This is a genomic window from uncultured Kordia sp. (assembly GCF_947489565.1).
In the GTDB taxonomy this organism is placed as follows: Bacteria; Bacteroidota; Bacteroidia; order Flavobacteriales; family Flavobacteriaceae; genus Kordia.
In genome coordinates this window covers 111,971-131,407 of the sequence record NZ_CANLEA010000009.1, presented here as the reverse complement: position 1 = coordinate 131,407, position 19,437 = coordinate 111,971, and the positions used below count along the sequence as shown (strand labels likewise).

Below are 19,437 nucleotides of genomic sequence, written 5' to 3'. Positions count from 1 at the left end.
TTATTTAGACTATATATTAACGTAAAAGTTTAATACTAAACTAAAAAAATTAACCTCTTCTTCTACCTCGATTGCTCATCATTTCTTGCATTTTCTCTTTGATGGTTTCTTGGTACTTCCCTTTTGTAATTTCTTTTCCTCCAGTTGGAGCTTTAATTTTGATTTCTTCGTCTGGATTAATGACAATTTTAGAACACAACATCGTCGTATCGCCAGCGCTTACTTCTAAGATCAATCCTGGTAATCCCCAATATTCTGCAGGTCCATGACTTACAGGAACTTGCAGACTGTACCAAGCTTCCACTTCTACCATAGGAACATCTGGTTTTCCGTCACCATCTTCGTCTTTTCTACGCAAGTCACTCCATGAAAAATTGTACCAAGCCAAGTCGTCTTGAGAGATGGAAGCTGTTGCCTTAAAACAAGTATATTGTCCAATTTGCTTCGTTTCTTTCCCCATTTTCCATTCAATTGTGTGGAGTTTATCTTTTACTAAAAACTTCTTTCCGTAAAACTCTTGACTTTGTACCAAAGCCACATCTTTAACATTCTTATATTGATATCCTCTGGTAAAGTTTGCGCCCCAAGAATCGGTAGCTCCAGAAATGGCATCTAATTTATCTTCTTCTCTAAAAACAGATTCTTCTTTATTGAAGCTCAATACATACGATTTCTCCAATCGGTTCTTCAAACGCGCCGCTACATCTTTCTTTTGTGCTTCACTCAATCGTGCGCCCCAACTTCCCAATTGCATTTTAGATTTTGAAATATAATAGGCTTTTCCTTTAAACTCTTGTGTGTCATTTGCTTTAAAAGAAAGCAATGCTATCAAGGAAAGGGATAGGAATTTTAGTAAAAATGATTTCATGATTGCGCGATTTAATTTATTCTGTTTAACGAAGATAATGAAACATTAAACAAATAACTTTAAATCTTAAAAAAATTAACATTTATTTAAGTGTGGAGGCAACGCTTAGCTATGCTTTTTAAACTTCACAGCTTTCATACGTTTTTTGAACTCTACACTTGGTCGAAAGGTAACATTTACATCTTTAATAGATTGCGCATTGACAGCTTCGGGTGTTTCTTTTCCTTCACTGCGAATATGCACTGTAAACGTACCAAAATCGCCCAAAGAAATGCTACTGCCTTGACACAAATATTCTGGTAATAAATGGACCAAACCTTGTAATACCGCAATCGTATCGATCTCTGTGACTGTGGAAATAGAAGCGAGTCGTTCACTCAATTGTTTTAAATCAATCTTTTCACGTGCAGTAGTAGAAGCATAATACTTCTTGGTGCCACCACCTTTTACACCGGGCGTTCCGCGTTCTACTACTTTATATTTTATGGCCATGCTCTTTTGGTTTTATTATTTTCATCAAGTTCTTTCTATCAAAACCTTTTGAGGTTTTTAATGAATCCTAAAGATAAAAATAATTTTTACTAGGTAGTAAACTTGTTTTTAGTAGGTAGTAAAGTAGTTTTTGCTATGTAGTAAAGTTTAGGAAGTACTTGATGTTTTGATTGTGATTTGAAGAGGGAGTGTTTGGGAGTAGTTGTGAGGGATGTAAGTTTACTTTGAGGAATTGGAAAGTTTGTTTGGGAATTTTGATAGTAATTAAGGGAAACCACATTGTGTAGTTGTATATAATGGTATATATTTAAGTAAAAGTTTTTAAGATAGACTTTGTTGAATTGAGTTAGTTGATAAGTGTTTTAATTTTTAGCAAGAAGTCATGAGTGTTTTTAATCCTATAGAGAGAATTGGAATCCATAGAAGTGCTTTAATATTTTTAGAGGAATTTGGTTGGATTGAAAGAGAACAACCTATCTCAGATTTTGGGATTGATATGCATGTTGAAATAGTTAATAACGGTATTCCTACAGGACAGATTTTTGCTATACAAGTAAAAAGCGGGAAAAGCTATTTCAAAGAAGAAACTACAAAAGCCTATATATTTAGAGGAGAGAATAAACATTTAGAGTATTGGCTTAGTCAATCACTACCAGTAATAATTTTAATTTATGAACCAACATTTAATAGTATTTTTTGGCAACTTGTTACTTCTGAAAAAATAATAAGAACTGAAAAAGCTTGGAAGATAGAAATTCCAAAAATTAATTTATTAGATAAGGCAAAAGAAGAACTCAAAAAAATATACTATAATCCTAATCACTATGTTGCTTTACAAGTGAGTGATATATCACATAATGATGCAAGAAGAATAGAAGCCAAGATTCTTGTAGAAAGTACTCACGCTAAAAGTTTAACTACTATGAGAAAAATGATACCCGAAATTGTGGAGAAGTTTAAAAATAGTGATTATCATAGAAATAAATTGACTGAAAATAAATATGCTAATAAAGAAGCAGAAGTTGTGTTGTTATTTTTTTATGATAGCATTCAACAAGTAAATAAAGGTCTTCCTTTCTGTAGAGTAATATGGAATAATGAAAATTGTCAATATAAATTAAACCCTTTTGAGCCAGATGAAATTATTGACAAGATTAAAATAAAATGGGAGTCACTATATTCTTCACTTTCAACATTTATATCAAATAATGAGTTTTCTAAAGGGCACTATCTAAGTGAAGCAAGTAAATTGTTTAATACAATTAATCAACTTTACATGGATATTAGAACTAATTTTGAGCTTTATAATCAAAGTTTAAACCTAACTAGTTTAAAAAAATCAATTTTAGCTAAAAAAAATGAGTTTGACTATTTGATCAATAACCCTTTAGAAGATGGTTTCCCTCCTTTAGAATGTGAAAGTTTAGATGATTTGATTAGAGAAGCTTCAGCTTTAATCTATAATGTTTGGATTGTGAATTCTGATAAAAACAGGAATGAAAAAAATTTAATATCAATGATAGACTATTATCTGAATTTGGTTCAATCTAAAATTAAGTATTATGACTACGAGAGAAAAAAAATAAAGTAATATTTTACTAAATTGTAATCTTTCAAAAAATAATTCAATGCAATCTTAATAATTATTACTTTTGAGTAAATAGAGTAAAAACTAATAAAGCTACAATGGATAAGGACTTGTTACATTTAATCAAAGAAATTAAAGGGGCTGAAAATATAGACCAACTTCAAAATATAAAAGAACTAAGTAGTGCTATTTTACGAAATAAGAAAAGAGAAGCCATGATGACTATTCTTGAAATTTCAGAAGAAATGGGCAAGGAAGAAATTTTAAATTCTATTAAAGATTTGTCTGCTTATCTGGAAAGTATCACTGATCAAGGAAAGAAATAAAAACCAAAAACCCAAACAATACATTCTCACAAATATTGTTTGGGATATGAAAGCTAACTTTTTATAACACTTACTTACGTACTTGCATACACTACTCTTATATATTGTATGCTTAGTTTCTAACTTTATACTACAAATATCAAGAATAAAGCTTATTTATTTTTATTTATGTTTTATATGATATGTATAAACTTTATTTATGTATAGCGTGAACATCATATATACCTAGGCTTCAAGAACTGTTAACTGCGTTTAAAAGAATTAATTTTCTATAAATAAAAGTAGATTGTGTGAGAATTATGATTTGTCTACCTTTAAAAGATAACAAGGGATTGTAATTTAAAATAAAACATCTTATCATGAAAAAAAGACAATTAGAAGCGTTGCGCTTGCGCAAAGAAGTAATTTCTAAATTAAGACAGATTGAGCTTAATGGAGGTAAATTAGATCTTAAAACAGATGAAACACAAGGAGATTATTGCACAAGATCTTGCACAGGAGTAGGTTCTTGCAATCAATAACAATACTTTGTTTTCTTAGAAAGCATTACACGGCAGAAAATACAAGATGTGTTTTCTGCTTTTTTTTGATAATTAGTATGGAGTTCGTAAATATTACTCTTCGCGTTTTACACAGGAAATTTTCCAAAAAGGAAAACTAACAGTCTCTTTTGGATCTACCCATTCGCCAATCCATTTGTAACCTTTGTCGGTAATATCGTAAAATGTCAAACGTGAAAAACCATCCATGCCATTTGGTGCTTTTTGTGGTTTGTATAGCACAATTTTGCCATCTTCCGTTTTCTTTCCTTTCCAAGAACCTAAGGTTGGAGTAGGCGAGGCAGAGGCATAATAATGTACGTACCAGCTTAGACTATCTTTGCTAAACTGTCGGATGCTTCCCGAATGCTTTCCATCGGCTTTTAAAGTCTCATCCTGAATGGCCATTCCATTCATAATATATTTGTACTTCCAAGTCATTTTTACAGCGTTTGCCCAACTTCCATCCGGATTTCTACGTTCCGAATCGCAATCGCAAATGCCAATCATCGGTTTAAAATCGTCTAATTGTTTGGGTGCTTTTGGATTTTTCATGCCATACGGATCAAGGGCAGTTGGTTCGTATTCGCTTTGTGCAACGGTTGTAGAAGTCACACATAAAAAAAGGAGCATCGCTAGTATTTTCATCAATAAGGGTTTTAATCTTTTGGAAGATAGTAAAATCTTATTATATAAAGGTTTTAAGTCTTGGGTTTTTGGTATTTACCTATAAACAGATTGCTTCGTCATACTTCCTCGCAATGACGTATCTAATATGTCTAATATCTAATAGCGTTCACACTAAGCAAATAAAAAAGCGAGCCGAAGCCCGCTTTTTTTATAAACATACTCTAGGATGTGATGGACATATGACTCTGCATTGCGTGAATTTCGTTTTTCGTTCAATTGGTTGCGCGGGTGGTTTTCCTGGGATTCCACCTAAAATATTTTGATGATCAATTTTTGAAATGATTTGCTTTTTGAGTCGTAAATTTTTTAAATTATGCTTCTTCATGATAATAAATTTTAACGTTTATATCTATATGGGTGAAAAAAGAAGAATCATTACCCAAGTAGAGGAAAGAGTGCATTAAAAATAGGTAGATTGCTTCGTCATACTTCCTCGCAATTACAGATCAAACATATCTAAAATCTAGTAGCGAAGCGATCTAATATCTAATAACAAAGCAAGTCTAAAAACAGAAGCCAGTCTGAATAGGAAAAGAAAAGCTCAAAATCATAGTACTTCTCGATACAAATTTGTTTTACAAATTCACTCGAAGTGACGTTTGTATACCTAAGAAAATCTAACAGCAAAGCAGTCTAAGTAAGTCTAAGAACAGAGTAAGTCTAACAGCAAAGCAGTCTAAGTAAGTCTAAGAACAGAGTAAGTCTAAAAGCAAAGTCAAAGCTACTTCCGATGAATACTACTCAAAATATCCATGACTTCTACTTTTTTACGAACCGAAACAGGCACAGTACTTTTATCTTTCAACAATAAATAACCACCATCCGTTTTAATAAAAGCTTTGATGAATTGCAGATTGACCAAATGACTTTGATGTACGCGTAAAAACTGATAATTGCTCAACATATCAGAAAAGTATTTTAAGGTTTTGGTCACGAAAATCTTCTGTCCGTCTTGTAAATAGAAAATAGTATTGTTACTATCCGATTCGCAACGAATAATTTCATCCAAACTCACAATAATAATCTTATCTAAGGTGTGTAACGATATTTTGGTTGGCTTTTCGTTCGGAGCTTCTAAGGTATCTTTTAAAATATCCAAACGTTCTTTGTTTGGGTGAATCTGACCTTTGGCTTTTTCAATCGCAGCCGATAGCTCTTCTTCCGCATACGGTTTCAAAACATAATCAATGGCAGCGAATTTGAATGCTCTAATAGCAAACTCGTCACTTGCGGTAACAAAAATGATTTTTGATGTCAGATCTGGAAAAATCTCCAACACATCAAATCCAGAACCATCACCTAACATAATGTCTAAGAATAAAATATCGGGCTGTTGCTTTCGTAAAAGTTTTGCCGTTTCTACAACGCTTTGTGCTGTTCCAATAATTTTTAATTCAGGATGTAAGCGCTCAATATCACCTTTCAGCATTTGCAACGCCGCAGGAATATCATCAACAATAACAGTAGTAAGCATATGTTTTGGTATTAGGTATTAGGTTTTTGGTGTTAGTACCGAGATATTTACATTTAAAATTTATCATTCAATATTTAACATTTAATAATCCGTTTCCAAAGGAATTTTAAACGATATCTTGGTTCCTGCTAAGGTAGCATCTTTTTCAGAGATATCTTCAATTTTTAGTGTATTACGACCTGCTAACGATTCAATACGTTCCTTGGTTACTTGCAATGCCATCGATTGATGATCCGTTTTAGGTTTGTTCTTTTTAGATTGCTGAATGCCAACTCCGTTATCGGTAACTGTAGCATATAAAAAGTCATTGTCCGTTTTAAAAACGATCTGTAAATCGCCAGCACGTTGCAAAGGCATGATTCCATGACGAATGGCATTTTCTACAAATGGCTGAATTAACATTGGCGGAATGAGTACTTCTTCAGGATCTAAATCAGAATTCAAATCAATATTGTATGTAAAATCTCTGCTTGCCATCAAGCGTTCGACTTCAATATAATTTTTTAAAGTTTTAATTTCTTGTGCCAGTGTAATAGTGTCCTTGCGGGAATTTGTCAAAGTTTCACGAAGCAACACTGCAAAGGTATTGATGGTTTTGTCCATCTTGCTGATGTCGTTTCGACTCATACCTTTGATTCCATTCAATACATTGAAAATAAAATGCGGATTCATTTGCAAACGCAAGGCTTTCTGTTCTAATGAAAGTAAATGGTTTTCCAATTGCAAACGCTCGCGAATGGCACGGTTTTTTGCTTTTACACGCTTGATGTAATCATAAATAACATAGGCGACAATCAAAGCAAGAATTGTCCATAGCAAGCTTTTAAACCATGTTTTTTTGTATAGAGGTTGAATGACATGAAATTTGAAACCAATCGGATCACTTTCAAGCCAATCTTTATTGCGTGATTGTGCCAAAAAGGTATGATCGCCATAATCCAAACCGCCAAAAGTAATTTTACTTTCTTGGGTCCACGGACTCCATTTTTCATCATTAAATTTATGGCGATATAATATGGCTTCAGGATTATCCAAATCAATAGAACGAAACTCAAAAGCCATCTTGTTTTTATCTTCCGGAAGTTGCAATTGTTTGTCTGAATTGGTCCATTCGTGCAAGTCAATAGAATCGAGACTTTGATAGGCAACTTCAATATTTTCAAAATGTAGCTGCGGTTTAGAGGCTTCTTGTTCTGTGGTAGAAGGCGCGTATTTGGTCAATCCGTCAATAGTTCCAAACCAAAGATTTCCTTCCGTATCCTTTGTAGTTGCGTTATGACAAGTTTCAATTCCTAAAAAACCATCATTGCGACCGTAATGAATTACATTTTGAATTTCATTTTTTTTATCGAGTGTAATCTGATCAACGCCGCCTTCACTTCCTGCCCAAAGCACACCATTATCATCAAAAATTAATTGATAAATATTGTCGGAATACAAATCTTTTTTTCCTTTCAATCGCTCAAATTTTAAGTCTTTTGATAAGGTAGAAACCCAAATTCCTTTTCCAAAAGTTCCCAAATACATATCGTAATTATGAAAGCGAATGGTTCCAATAGTGACTTCGCTTCCAGTAACTTGTTCCTTTGTTAAGTGTGTGACTTCATCATTTTTGATATAGCCCAAATGACCTTTGCTTGTGGAGTACCAAACACGACCTGTTTCATCACGAGCTAAATCGCGAATTCCTAAATCTTTGATGCCTTCGTCAAAACCAAATGATTTGAGATTGTATATTTTTTTCTTTTCATGATCGTATTGAAAACGAGCAATTCCATCAGCATACGTAGCAATCCAAACTTGCGAACCATATATTTTAATATTGCTAATCCAATCGGAAGGCAAACCAATATCTGTGGTAATAGTGGCTTCGTAAATATCTTCTAATTGTTTGGTTTTATAGATAAGTCCGTCAGTAGCCAAACTGTCAAACACAACTGTATCGAGTAGTTTCTTTTGATAAATATAAATTCCTTTCCCTACGGTTCCAGCCCAAATTCTTCCTTCGTTATCGTGGGTGAGCGTTTTTACTTTTTTATCCAGATAAACGCTGGTTTCTTTTACTTGATGAATTCCTGTAGAATCAATTTTGGACAAGCCAGATTCTGCAGTAGAAATCCATAAAGCATTGTCGATATGGTGAAGCGCATAAATTCTGTTGGCCACCAAACCATTATTTTTTGTGAAATGTCTGAAGTTATTCTTTTCATACTTAAATAATCCGCCGCCAGAAGAACCAATCCATACATTGTTTTGGCGATCTTTAAATGCTTTTCGAACATTGTAAACAGACAACCCATCGCGTTTTGAGATCGATTTCTCAGGAATATTATCGGTTAAGTTAATCCGTTTGATACCTGCATTTGTGGTATTGATCCACAATTCGTCAGTATTGATTAAATCAATACTATTAATTTGTCGTACCTCTGAAACTTCTTGAAAACCTTGTTCTCTATCTTTGAATGCATACACGCCATCTACAAAACTTGCCGCTATCACTCTATCTTTAAAACGTACAATAGATTTAAAATCACTGTCAAATACCTTTTGAAAGTTTCCGTCTTTTGACAAACGATCTGTTTTCCACAAACCGCGACGTGAGGCAATCCAGTAGTATGTTCCATCAAACAAAATATCATTAATCTGCGTTCCATTGAGTGTTGTATTGCAATCTAACTTTTGGACTCCGTCAATAACATTGTATTTGTAAATTCCTTTTTGTGTTGATAAAAACGCATCTTTATCCACAATTTCAATATCATATACACGTGGTGTTTTGTGTTTTTCAAAAGTGTTTTTTACGCGTACAGAAAGCCCTTGACGTGTTCCAATCAATAATACATTTTTATGAAAGGCAAGTGCTTGAATAAAGTTAGAACCCAATCCGTTTTTTTCATTCCAAACAGTAAAAGAAGCGCCATCAAAACGAGCAATTCCGCCACCTTGTGTTCCAATCCATAAATAACCTAACTGATCTTGCGCAATGGCATTTACTTGCGATTGTGGCAAACCATCTTTGAGTGTATATGCACGTAACTGATCGTTTTGCGCTGTAGAAAACCAAGTTCCTACGGCAAGAAAAAGAATAAAAAATGATACGCTAGAAGCGATTTTCATATGGAATTCATTTAAGTGGGTTTATTAATTTGATTTTTCGGGTCTGTAAAACTTTTTTGAGAATTCAGGTACCAATTTCGTGCCATCCCATTCATATTGACGCGTCATTGTTTTCGATTCTACCCAATTTGTATCTTCATCGATCGTTTCACCAGCTTCTTTTGTAAATAGGATTATTGGTTGTCCATTATGCTCATTTGTGGTAAATGTAAAGGTTTCTGAGTCAAAAAAGCCAACATCTCCACTTACAGAAAGGTGTGCTATATGAGCCACTTTATAATCATCTTTTACAAAAAAATAGGTGATTCCGTTTTCTGCTCCACAGGATTCTCCATGATACTGAATTTTTAGAATATATTGTACGTTTTTTAGATCATGATTGCTTTCAGTAGATGCACTAATTAAAGAACCTCTAAGGTCTGAAAATGTTTCTTGATAGTTGCTGTAGTCATTTCTAACAAGCACTCGAATTGCGAGTCGATCTCCATATTTTTGAGAGATATCCTTAGAAAAGAAAATACTATGTGAACTTGCGTGAATTGCTTTATGAGCGATAAATTTCCCCGGGATAAAACCTATATAATTTTTGTATCGAACTTTATACCAATAGGTTTTAAAGTTACCACTTCCAAAAGTATAATCAGTTTTAGCAAGTACTTTTACTTCAAAGCCAATACGTAAACGCGTGAGTTCTTTGGAAGTTGTATTTGGCTTTTCTCTTAAATTTACATTGTCGCCAAATAACGAATAGGTTTCTTTAATTTTTAAATCGTTATCCAAATATATATAATCGGATTCCTGTGCCGTAAGTTGTGTAGCACATAAGAATAAGAAGAAAAACAATGTTGGTATTGTGAGCGTTTTCATAAAGCAAATATAGTTTAAAAATTAGTTGTTTTTTAGATTTATAAATCGTCAGATCGAGTGTTTTGAACTTGTTTCAAAATGTATTGAGAGCTATTATGAAGTATAATTTCATTTTATAAAATCACTCGAAGCAACGATTGAAAGTTAAAATACAGTCTCATGTTTACTCCGTATTATAAACATGTAGACTGTATTTTGATGATGTTCATGATGAACATTTTAAGGTGACATTTTGATGAATAGTGTATGTAATGCGAGCGTGATATGATTCACCAAAATGTCGATTAAAGCTGTGTATAGTATCGTTGATTGTCAAACTCTGTACGAACGTATGATAATGGATTGTTTCGTTGCATCATAGGTTTTAAAATACAAACTGCAGTTGTTTTTCCTTTGATGACTACTTTTTGCCCTGATTTGTAAGCGTTCCATCTAAATCTTTCTATTTTGATTCCCATATCTTTAATGATATTGCTGTACTCTTCATTGTCTTCAATCCAATCCATAATTTCGTAAGCATCTGTTAAAGAAGGTACATCTTCGTCGTCTGAGAATTCAATTTCCCAACGAATAGGAATGTTGAATTTGTATGAGAATGCTTCTCCTGGTTCTCCTTCTTCTTTCGTTCTGATAGCATTTAACCAATGGATATCTTCTAGTGGATATTTACGAATAAACTGCTTTGACAAATCGATATTTCCTGGCGATTGTGCTGTAGGATAGTATCCGTAAAATACTTTGGCTAAGAAATGCTTTTGAAACTGTCCGCTAAAAAGCGTAGCATGTGGCGTTGCAAATACTTTTGGCTGATGATTTGCCGTAAACGTTTGCTTTAATACTTGTAATAATTGCTTGTTTTTGCCTAATTCCGATGTATGGAACACAAGCTTGCTGTCTTCTGCCAATACGCTTCCTAGTTTTGGAAGTTTGTTTTCTTTTAAACAGTTTAGTAAAGATTCTTGCGATAATAATTCTCCATGAATGGTCGTTTCGAGCGATAATCCTTTTTTAGAGTTTCCTTTATTAACGATGTGAATTTCGCTGTAATCTTGTTCGTTGTGATTTTTATTCAACCAAGAAATAATTTCCTGTAATGAATAGGCGTCGTCAACAATTTTATAATGCAAACCTTCAAAGTGTTTTTTGGCGTTTTTATAATAGGTGCTTTCTCCTTTGTCATAGCCTGCAATAAATACAACGGCTTGTTTCGTAATTAGTGTTTCGCTTTCGTTAACGGCAGTTAAGTCGTCTGTGTTTACTTTTGGGGAACATGCAAAAACCAATGTTAATACAAGTCCCATGAATCCTGTCATTTTAAATGTTCTTGTGTTCATAGTGTATCCTGTTTATTATTCGTATTTAATCTTTTAATTTTTATATTTTTTGGATGATTATTTAAAAATCAGCTTGAATGATTACAATCTACTTTCGGATTGAAACTACTATCTGTATAGCCATTGAAAACCCACTCTTCAATACGTTTGATAGTACTTTTTGACAGCCATCAAAAAGATCCAAGCTGATTTTTCCCAACTAACCAACCTAATACCGTTTATATCTTGAAATTACGATTAGAAAATTCCCTTTTTTCCTTTCTTCTTCATCATAAAAAGAAACCGTAACTAAGGCTATGCTTTATTTTTCTGATTCGTATAAAGAAAAAAATCATTCTTTTCTTTAATCAGAATCTCAAAACATAAATGGTATGAAATTATCTTTTTAGTGTAATAGATGCTTCTTGTCGTACTGGCAAAGCAATATGTTGCAAGCGCATTTGTTTTGCCAATGTTGGACTTGAAATCCATCTTCCTTCTTGAAACAAAGCAACGGTGTTTACTTTTCCTTCCGTATCAAATTGCATTTTGATTTGTGAATAGATATTCAAATACTTTTGAATCATTTTTGTTGCTGTTATATCGTACCACATTTGTTCTTTGTTTTTAAAATGTTATCTTTTTTGTTGTGATTAAGATGACTTTGTTTCTTAATTACATTTCAAATGTAGGCCCAACTTGATGCTTTTTTGGAGTGCTTCTAGAATTCGTTAGCGTTAAACTAGAATTCGTAATGAATGCAGGAAATCTGTAGTGTATTTTGCTTTTATGAAGTTGTTCACCAATATGAGTAGTAGGTTTTCTTTGAAGTCAAATCGAATGCTTTAGGGGGAAAATTTCAGTGTTTTTACTTTTTTACCTGTACGTGGATAGTCTTTTTCCTATTTGGAATTAGTTTTTCAACTCTTACACAACTTATCGGACTAAAATAATTTTGCCACAGAAATAATTTAATAAACCTAAAAAAATTAATCATGGCAAAAATTGAGAAAGCAAAATTTAAAATTGATCCAAAAACCATCTTAAAAAGACCAGATTGGTGGCGACAATTTAGAGGTATTCGTGCTGTTTGGGCAGATACACCAATTACCTTAGATGAAGAGATTACTGATGATGTTTGGTCAGGTGCTCATGAAGCACAACGCAAGTTTGGCGAAGTGTATATGATGGCAAAGAATGATGCAAAATACTTGTATGTCATTTTAGATGTAGTAACCGATACACATAATGATCCGGGAACAGGTGATTATTTTTCGTTTTCTTTTGATGTAAATAGAAATAGAGCGATTACACCAAATAAAGATATTGATTATTCATGTTTCCGCGAGCGCCCAAATACCATGGGAAGACAATATTACATCAGAGCAGGTGCGCAAACAGGAATGATGGCTGAAGAACGTTCGGAATGTAGAACTTCTTTTGGAACGTCACCAAACTCAGATACTCCGCATCGTATATGGAAATTAAAATTCCGTATTTCAGATATTAGTAAGTCTGTATTGCCTTGGATTACTCCATCGTCAGCACGTTTTGGGTTCTCCATTGGTTCTACACGTCCTAGAATACGTAGACATACGCCAGATAATTATTTGTATGATTTTTCAAATCTGCATACCGTATATTTTTCTAAAAAACCGCAAATTCCTGTAGCTGATTTAGGACCTGTAATTGGAAATGTAGGATACATTCCAACTACAAAAATCAATGCTACTACTGGAAGAGCTACTACGGATGCTGGTTATATTTTAGATATTGAGAATGCTGCTTTTGCAGGAATTCCAGATGTCGTAGGAAATAGCGAACGTATGGAAGCTTTGACACGATCAGGAGCAAAAAAGTATAAGATTTATCATAAGTTTGGAGCTGGTAGTTTTGCGGAGTTTGAAACTTCTTGGAGAAATTACAAGTGGAATGGCTTTGATTATGTGTTGGAAAATTTTGGTCCAGACGGAAGTAATTTCTATAAAATGCCAAATCAAAATGTAGATTATATCATTGACGATTTATTGTTCCAATTTGATTCTAGAAACTTACAAACAGGATTGCACAGTTTTAAAGTGAAGTTCTTTAATAATGCAGGTGTAGAAGTGCCAACAGGAACTGCAGAGCAAGTAGTAAAAATGTATATTGATAACAATGTGCCAGAAGTAAGTATCAAATCTATTAAATATAATAATGTAGAAATTGGAGCCTGTGGCATTGTAAATTTACAACAGCCAACAGACGAATTGGATATTGAGTTTGAAGCGTATGACAAAGAAGGAAATTTAGAAAATTATAGTTTGGCAGCGCGTTGGGGAAATAATCAATCGAAACGAATTGTGAAAAAAGTATATGGTTCGGCAGGTGCTTCAGGAAACTGGAAAGGAAGCAGAACAATTACAGCGAGTTTTAATCCGCAAACAACTTGTGCGCACTCATTTAATGTAGTTGCGTATTCAAGAGCAACCAATGGACGCAAATTTGTGGGAAGAAATACTGCGTATAGATATTTGACAATTATTAAATAGTATTACATACCATTGAACTATATAAAAAGTCTGACCAAAATATCAATTAAGATATTGGTTGGACTTTTTTGTTGCGACAAATATGAATTGAATTGCTACGGATTTACAAACAGTATTGCGTTATTAGTTGATTTTGAGGAGCTTTGATTTGTAATTGAATTAAAATCAATGAGATATGAAAAAACAAAGCATTAAGAAATTAAGATTAAGCAAAGATTTAGTGTCTAATTTAGCAACTAAAGTGACAGGTGGATTTGCAAAGGGAATCACGGGACATGTGTGTCCTACATTAGCGGCAGACAGGCCAGGATGTCCTAGTTTTAAAGGAATTACTTGTGAACCTACTCGTTAATAATAGTATCGTTTATGGTTATACAGAAATAGAAAAGCAGGCAAATGCCTGCTTTTTTTATGTAAACTTACGTCTGTGAGTTTGATTTTTACGATTCTTCTCGGTGTACCAAATCCATGGAGAATGCAGGCAAACAAATCGCAATATATTCGCAATCCTCGTCAAACGGATTGGAATATTGAACACGTGTGTTTTTTTCTATTTTAATTGATTGTCCAGCTTCCAATACAATCGTTTCACCTTCAATGATAAATTGTTTTTTTCCTTTGATGATGTATGTATATTCATCAAATTCGGGTGTTTGAAACGGTTCGCTCCATTTTGGTGGCGCAATCATATGTGCAATGCTAATTCCAGAATTTCCATCGGTAGCATTGCCAAAATGTTCTTCTATTAGTTTTCCGTCTGTCGTTGGTACAACAAAAGGACTTTTTTGAATATGATATTTTTTACTGCTCATCTTTTTCGTCGGTATCTACAGTTTCTTTATGTTTCCAATTGATCATGAATTGTTTGATTTTGGCAATATCAGGAATCTGAATCGCTTCAATTGTTAAACTCATGTCGTAGCGTAAATCTTCTGGCAACTCTTTTTTATCAATCGTAAAAAATTCTTCTCCATTTACAGTAATGACAAGATTTTTCATTGTATTGTAAATGTTCTTGATTTTATAGTTTTCACGAATATCTTTAAAAGTACTATTCAGTGAAATGCCTTTTGCTGTTTTATAACGTGAATCGTGAATTTGAATGGTTTTAATCTTTTCATTTTCATCGTGTTGTTGTCTTGGAGTCAGCGTAAATACGTGTCTTCCTTTTTTTTCAAAAACTAAATATCGATCTTTTCCAGCTTCTATATAATCACCTTCGCCAATACGTTTTACCAACGAATCATTTGCAAAAATTGAATCCAATTGCTTTACGGTAACATCTTTGGAAAGTTGTCCAATACGGTCTTTTTGAATTAAAAATGGATCTTCTTTTTTGGCACAGCTTGTCAGACAAGCAACGATAAGTCCAAGGAATAAGGATTTTTTCACGCGGTTGTAATTTATGTATTTTATTATTTAATAACTTTTTTTAGAATTCCGAAGATACTTCTGATGAAGGTTGCACTCGTTAATACTTTAATAATCGGATTTTGACGTGTGCTTTTTCTACTAGAACTTCGAGCATATTTTTTTTCTTCTTTTACTCTTTCGGCTCTTTCTTCTTCTTCAAGTGCTTCTGCTTTTTTGATTTTTTCATTCAGCATTTCATAAGCACTTTCACGATCTATTTCTTCGTTGTACTTTCCAATTAATCTTGAATTGTCAATGACTTGCCTTAATTCTTTTGGAGTTAATACATCCATTCGACTCATAGGCGCACGTAACATTGTTGCTGCAAGTGGAGTAGGGCGTCCTTTTTCATCTAAGGCAGATATTAATGCTTCTCCAATTCCTAAAGAAGTCAATACTTCGGTAGTATCGTAATATTCTGAATCTGGATAATTTTCGGCAGTCAATTTAATCGCTTTTCTATCTTTTGCAGTAAACGCACGGAGCGCATGTTGTATTTTAAGACCTAATTGACCTAAAACAGCTTCTGGAATATCTGTTGGATTTTGTGTTACAAAGTATAAACCAATTCCTTTAGAACGGATCAATTTTACAATGCTTTCTATCTGATCTAATAAAGCTCTAGATGCTTGTTTGAAAATTAAATGCGCTTCGTCAATAAACAACACCAATTCTGGTCGTCCGCTATCGCCTTGCTCAGGAAATGTCTCATAAATTTCAGCCAATAGACTTAACATAAAGGTTGAAAATAATTTTGGTCTGTCTTGAATATCTGTCAAACGAATAATGTTGATATATCCACGACCATTTTCATCAATACGTGTTAAATCGTCTACTTCAAACGAAGTTTCACCAAAAAATAAATCGGCACCTTGCTGTTCTAATTCGATAATTTTACGCAAAATAGCACCTGTAGAAGCGGTAGAAATTCGTCCGTATGCTTCTTGAAATTCTTTTTTTCCTTCATTAGTAGCATATTGCAGTACTTTTTTAAAGTCTTTTAAATCGAGTAATGGCATTTTATTGTCATCACAGTATTTAAAAATAACGGCAACAATTCCTGATTGTGTTTCAGACAAGTCTAAAATTCGAGATAATAATACAGGACCAAATTCAGAAACGGTAGCACGCAAACGCACACCATCTTGATCGGATAGTGATAAAACTTCAATAGGAAAATTTTTAGCTTCAAACGGAAATCCAATTTTAGCATGACGTTCGTCAATTTTAGGATGTCCTGGACTCGGTTGTGCCAATCCACTTAAATCACCTTTTAAATCCATTAATAACACAGGAATTCCTTTATCTGAGAGGTTTTCAGCAAGTACTTGCAAGGTTTTGGTTTTTCCTGTTCCTGTAGCGCCGGCAATTAAACCGTGTCTGTTTAAGGTTTTTAATGGAATTTTTACATAGGCATCTGTAACAGTTTCTCCTTCATACATGGCAGCTCCCATGGTAATATATTCTCCTTTGGTTACATATCCTTTTTCAATGTGTTCAATAAAATTATACTTGCTACTCATCTGTTCGAAAATTTGGTTAAAAGTAAGCGATTTTGATGAAGTCTAAAAAAAATGCTTTCAGATTTCCGCGAAAGTTATTCACGAAGAAAGGTATAAAAATAAAAACATCCGCTTTTCAAATGAAAAACGGATGCTGTTTAAGTAAGGTAAGTTCAATGTCTAGTATCTCACAATCTTTTTAGTGATACTAGTATTTGTTTCTACGTCAGTAATTCTTATGAAATAGATTCCAGCAGCTTCACTTCTCATAGAAAGTGAGTTATCTCCTTGATTAAAAGAACCTGCTTGGATGCGTTGTCCTGTAACACTACTAATTTCGTATGTTAAGCTTGTATATTGTTTTACATTTACTGTAAAGTCTGAAGCTGAAGGATTTGGATAAATACGCAGACTACTTGTCAATGCATTTTCTCCAACGCTTAATGGTTCAGTAATTTTGAATAAGTTAGAAACACTAGATGCAAATGATCCATTACCATTAATTAAAGTATTTCCATTTCCATCTTCTAAACGATACGTTCCTGCTCCGTATTGGCAGCAAATTCCATCACCATATGAATCAAGTAATGTAAATGTGTAACATTCATTAAGTGTTGTAATGTTTACATCTTGAATTTCATCAGGTTGAGTTCCGTTTACAGCAGTTGTAATATATGGTCCACCACTTCCAACAACAGTTCCGTTAGAATCTTCTAAAGTCCAAGTAGTTTCTGCTCCGTAACGGTCTGGCGTAATAATTACTCTAATTGTTGTTACTTCAAATCCTTGCGGAATGGTAAAGTTTCTAGTATTTGAATCGTTTGATGGCGATTGATCTGTATTTCCATTAGGGTTTGAAACAGTAGCTGTAAATGAATGATTACCTTCTCCAGAAACTCCAATTGCTGATAAAGGAATATCGTCAAATTCATCATTTGCTAAACTTCCTGTCCAGTTGATGGTTGTTGCTGTACCACCATCTAATTGATACATAATAGTAGCACTTGTCATTTGTGTATTTCCAGCATTTCTAATACGAATAGTTGGCGTAATAGTATCTTCACACAAGTCTGTAGGAACATTTAATATAGAAATTGCCGCGTCAAAATCGAATGTTTGTGTTGGTGGAAATTGTTCTAATGTAATTGGATTTGTTCCAGCAGGATCTAACCAAAACTCTAATTGAGTAGCATTGGTTGTACCAAAATCCCAAGAAACTCCAAATCGTCCATAAATATCAAAACCTCCGTTATCATTGGTTCCAGAACAAGCTGCAGAACCTCCAGAAAGTTTTCCGATTATCAATCCGTCTTGGTCAAATAAAGGAGAACCTGAAGAACCTGGCTCGGTTACACCTAAATCCCAATCGGCAATTCGCCACATTTCAGCATTTGGTTCACCGTTAAAAGCAGTTGTTGTTCTTGTTGCTCCTTGTACATCTACACATACTTTTTGAATATCTCCGCTTGGGTGATGCACACCAACATTTAAAGAAGGTACAGCAGTAGTAGAACGATTCCATCCTGCCCATACTAAGTCAGCACTATTATTTGCAAAGAAAGTAGCATCTGTAATTTCAATCAATGCCATATCTGATTTTGCATTGGCAGCTCTTAAAATACCACCACTAGCCGTTTGGATAAAAGAATTGTCAACACTTGGTGCATTGGTAGCACAGTCTGCAACAGATTCGTCACTTGCCCAGTTGAAACGGAAAGCCCATCCAGCAACAGAACCACCTAAACAGTGATTGGCTGTTAAGAAATATGGAGTTCCATCATTATTTGTATTATTTACTAAAGAACCAGTACAGTTACCGCTTCCTCCAACAACGATCATTCCAACAGATCTTTTTACATCTTCTTTTATGTCATGTGCCGTAGAATTAAACGCAGAAATATCACAGTTTACATCTACATTACATGGTCCAGAGTCATTCAATGCTTCTGGGTTGATTTCACTTGGATCAGGATAATTTAATGTTCTATATCCATGTACCACATTTCCAATATTTAAACGTCCTTGACCTCTTACTTTTTTTGGTTCAAAGTATTCAATCCAAAGACTTTCTCCATCTACCATCCAAGTTCCTAAAATTTCTTCAGGACTGTTGTGTAAATGCGTAAATTCATTTAATATTTGAGAATGATCACCATTATATACATATACTTTTCCACCTACAGGAATATTGTAGCGATCAAAGATTAAGTTCATTGTTAAGGCTCCAGGAGAAATAAAGTTGATTCTCCAGATACGATCTCCGTTTGGTAATTCATACCATCCGCCAGCATTATCGATTCCATAATCTACAAAATGATCATATCCAAATCGCCAAGGAATGGATTTATCTAAATCATTTACAGCATCTTCAGCTCTTAATGGAGCCAAATTTGGTTTTTCAAATTGAATTGGAGCCACTTTATCGATTGTCGGAATACTCCAACTTTCGGGTTGTGGTCTTTGAGGATTTTGCGCAGATACCTGTAAAATAAAGGCAAGTAGCACAAGAAGAGTAAAGTTTTTCATAGTAAATAGGTTGTGTTAATTTAGTTTACGATATTTTTTTGTCGGGAAATTAACAAAAAAATAACATTTATTGTCCTTTTTTTTAAATTTGTGACAATATTTCTTGGTTGATTTTGAATTAATTAACAATTTTTACTACAAAAATACATTTTATATTTCTTTTTTGGAATACTATTTGAAAAGCAATATTC

18 protein-coding genes are annotated in these 19,437 nt (G+C 33.7%); 5 read left to right on the top strand and 13 right to left on the bottom strand.

Translation table 11 applies throughout. From position 1 onward, the window contains the following. Positions 1 to 49 precede the first annotated feature (49 nt). Both Q0845_RS13825 and Q0845_RS13820 read right to left on the bottom strand, forming a co-directional pair. Complete coding sequence (locus tag Q0845_RS13825) at positions 50 to 868, bottom strand: GLPGLI family protein (RefSeq protein WP_298514218.1); 819 nt, start codon at positions 866 to 868, stop codon at positions 50 to 52. Between the two features lie 105 nt (positions 869 to 973). Beyond that, positions 974 to 1,360 (bottom strand): HU family DNA-binding protein, encoded by a 387-nt coding sequence (locus Q0845_RS13820; protein WP_298514215.1) that lies wholly within the window; start codon positions 1,358 to 1,360, stop codon positions 974 to 976. 382 nt (positions 1,361 to 1,742) lie between these two features. Between Q0845_RS13820 and Q0845_RS13815 the strand changes: the two genes are divergently transcribed. From Q0845_RS13815 to Q0845_RS13805, 3 genes are all read left to right on the top strand, one after another. Continuing rightward, complete coding sequence (locus tag Q0845_RS13815) at positions 1,743 to 2,951, top strand: DUF4365 domain-containing protein (protein WP_298514212.1); 1,209 nt, start codon at positions 1,743 to 1,745, stop codon at positions 2,949 to 2,951. A gap of 95 nt (positions 2,952 to 3,046) precedes the next feature. Further along, positions 3,047 to 3,274, top strand: a complete 228-nt coding sequence (locus tag Q0845_RS13810; RefSeq protein WP_298514209.1) for a hypothetical protein — start codon at positions 3,047 to 3,049, stop codon at positions 3,272 to 3,274. A 359-nt stretch (positions 3,275 to 3,633) separates the two neighbouring features. Further along, on the top strand, positions 3,634 to 3,795 hold the full coding sequence (locus Q0845_RS13805; protein WP_298514207.1) for a hypothetical protein: 162 nt from the start codon (positions 3,634 to 3,636) through the stop codon (positions 3,793 to 3,795). Positions 3,796 to 3,888: 93 nt separating this feature from the next. On the opposite strand, the gene Q0845_RS13800 is transcribed toward Q0845_RS13805, so the two are convergent. The 7 genes from Q0845_RS13800 to Q0845_RS13770 form a co-directional block, all read right to left on the bottom strand. Next, positions 3,889 to 4,461: a hypothetical protein gene (locus tag Q0845_RS13800; protein WP_298514204.1), complete on the bottom strand. Its 573-nt coding sequence runs from the start codon at positions 4,459 to 4,461 to the stop codon at positions 3,889 to 3,891. A 190-nt stretch (positions 4,462 to 4,651) separates the two neighbouring features. Then, positions 4,652 to 4,828 carry a hypothetical protein gene (locus Q0845_RS13795; RefSeq protein ID WP_298514200.1) on the bottom strand — a complete coding sequence of 59 codons (177 nt, stop codon included), beginning with the start codon at positions 4,826 to 4,828 and terminating at the stop codon, positions 4,652 to 4,654. A gap of 396 nt (positions 4,829 to 5,224) precedes the next feature. Next, a complete protein-coding gene (locus Q0845_RS13790; protein WP_298514197.1) occupies positions 5,225 to 5,977 on the bottom strand; it encodes a LytTR family DNA-binding domain-containing protein in 753 nt (250 codons plus the stop codon). Positions 5,978 to 6,058: 81 nt separating this feature from the next. Then, positions 6,059 to 9,094 (bottom strand): two-component regulator propeller domain-containing protein, encoded by a 3,036-nt coding sequence (locus Q0845_RS13785; RefSeq protein ID WP_298514195.1) that lies wholly within the window; start codon positions 9,092 to 9,094, stop codon positions 6,059 to 6,061. Positions 9,095 to 9,118: 24 nt separating this feature from the next. Beyond that, on the bottom strand, positions 9,119 to 9,961 hold the full coding sequence (locus Q0845_RS13780; protein WP_298514193.1) for an SH3 domain-containing protein: 843 nt from the start codon (positions 9,959 to 9,961) through the stop codon (positions 9,119 to 9,121). Between the two features lie 284 nt (positions 9,962 to 10,245). After that, entirely contained in the window at positions 10,246 to 11,295 is a 1,050-nt protein-coding gene (locus Q0845_RS13775; RefSeq protein ID WP_298514191.1) for a hypothetical protein, read from the bottom strand. Between the two features lie 377 nt (positions 11,296 to 11,672). Next, complete coding sequence (locus tag Q0845_RS13770; protein WP_298514189.1) at positions 11,673 to 11,888, bottom strand: hypothetical protein; 216 nt, start codon at positions 11,886 to 11,888, stop codon at positions 11,673 to 11,675. 381 nt (positions 11,889 to 12,269) lie between these two features. Here Q0845_RS13770 and Q0845_RS13765 point away from each other — a divergent pair, with 381 nt between their 5' ends. Together Q0845_RS13765 and Q0845_RS13760 are read left to right on the top strand one after the other, a co-directional pair. Beyond that, complete coding sequence (locus tag Q0845_RS13765) at positions 12,270 to 13,805, top strand: hypothetical protein (protein WP_298514186.1); 1,536 nt, start codon at positions 12,270 to 12,272, stop codon at positions 13,803 to 13,805. 175 nt (positions 13,806 to 13,980) lie between these two features. After that, positions 13,981 to 14,157 (top strand): hypothetical protein, encoded by a 177-nt coding sequence (locus Q0845_RS13760; RefSeq protein WP_298514183.1) that lies wholly within the window; start codon positions 13,981 to 13,983, stop codon positions 14,155 to 14,157. A gap of 88 nt (positions 14,158 to 14,245) precedes the next feature. Here the strand turns inward: Q0845_RS13760 and Q0845_RS13755 are convergent, their stop codons facing one another. The 4 genes from Q0845_RS13755 to Q0845_RS13740 all read right to left on the bottom strand — a co-directional run bounded on the left by Q0845_RS13755 (position 14,246) and on the right by Q0845_RS13740 (position 19,246). Next, positions 14,246 to 14,617: a cupin domain-containing protein gene (locus Q0845_RS13755; RefSeq protein ID WP_298514180.1), complete on the bottom strand. Its 372-nt coding sequence runs from the start codon at positions 14,615 to 14,617 to the stop codon at positions 14,246 to 14,248. Then, positions 14,607 to 15,197, bottom strand: coding sequence for a hypothetical protein (locus tag Q0845_RS13750; protein ID WP_298514177.1), 591 nt, complete (start codon positions 15,195 to 15,197; stop codon positions 14,607 to 14,609). Before Q0845_RS13750 ends, Q0845_RS13755 begins: the two co-directional genes overlap by 11 nt. Positions 15,198 to 15,220: 23 nt before the next feature. Continuing rightward, a complete protein-coding gene (locus Q0845_RS13745) occupies positions 15,221 to 16,741 on the bottom strand; it encodes a helicase HerA-like domain-containing protein (protein WP_298514174.1) in 1,521 nt (506 codons plus the stop codon). Between the two features lie 159 nt (positions 16,742 to 16,900). Further along, positions 16,901 to 19,246, bottom strand: a complete 2,346-nt coding sequence (locus Q0845_RS13740) for a T9SS type A sorting domain-containing protein (RefSeq protein WP_298514172.1) — start codon at positions 19,244 to 19,246, stop codon at positions 16,901 to 16,903. Positions 19,247 to 19,437 lie beyond the last annotated feature (191 nt).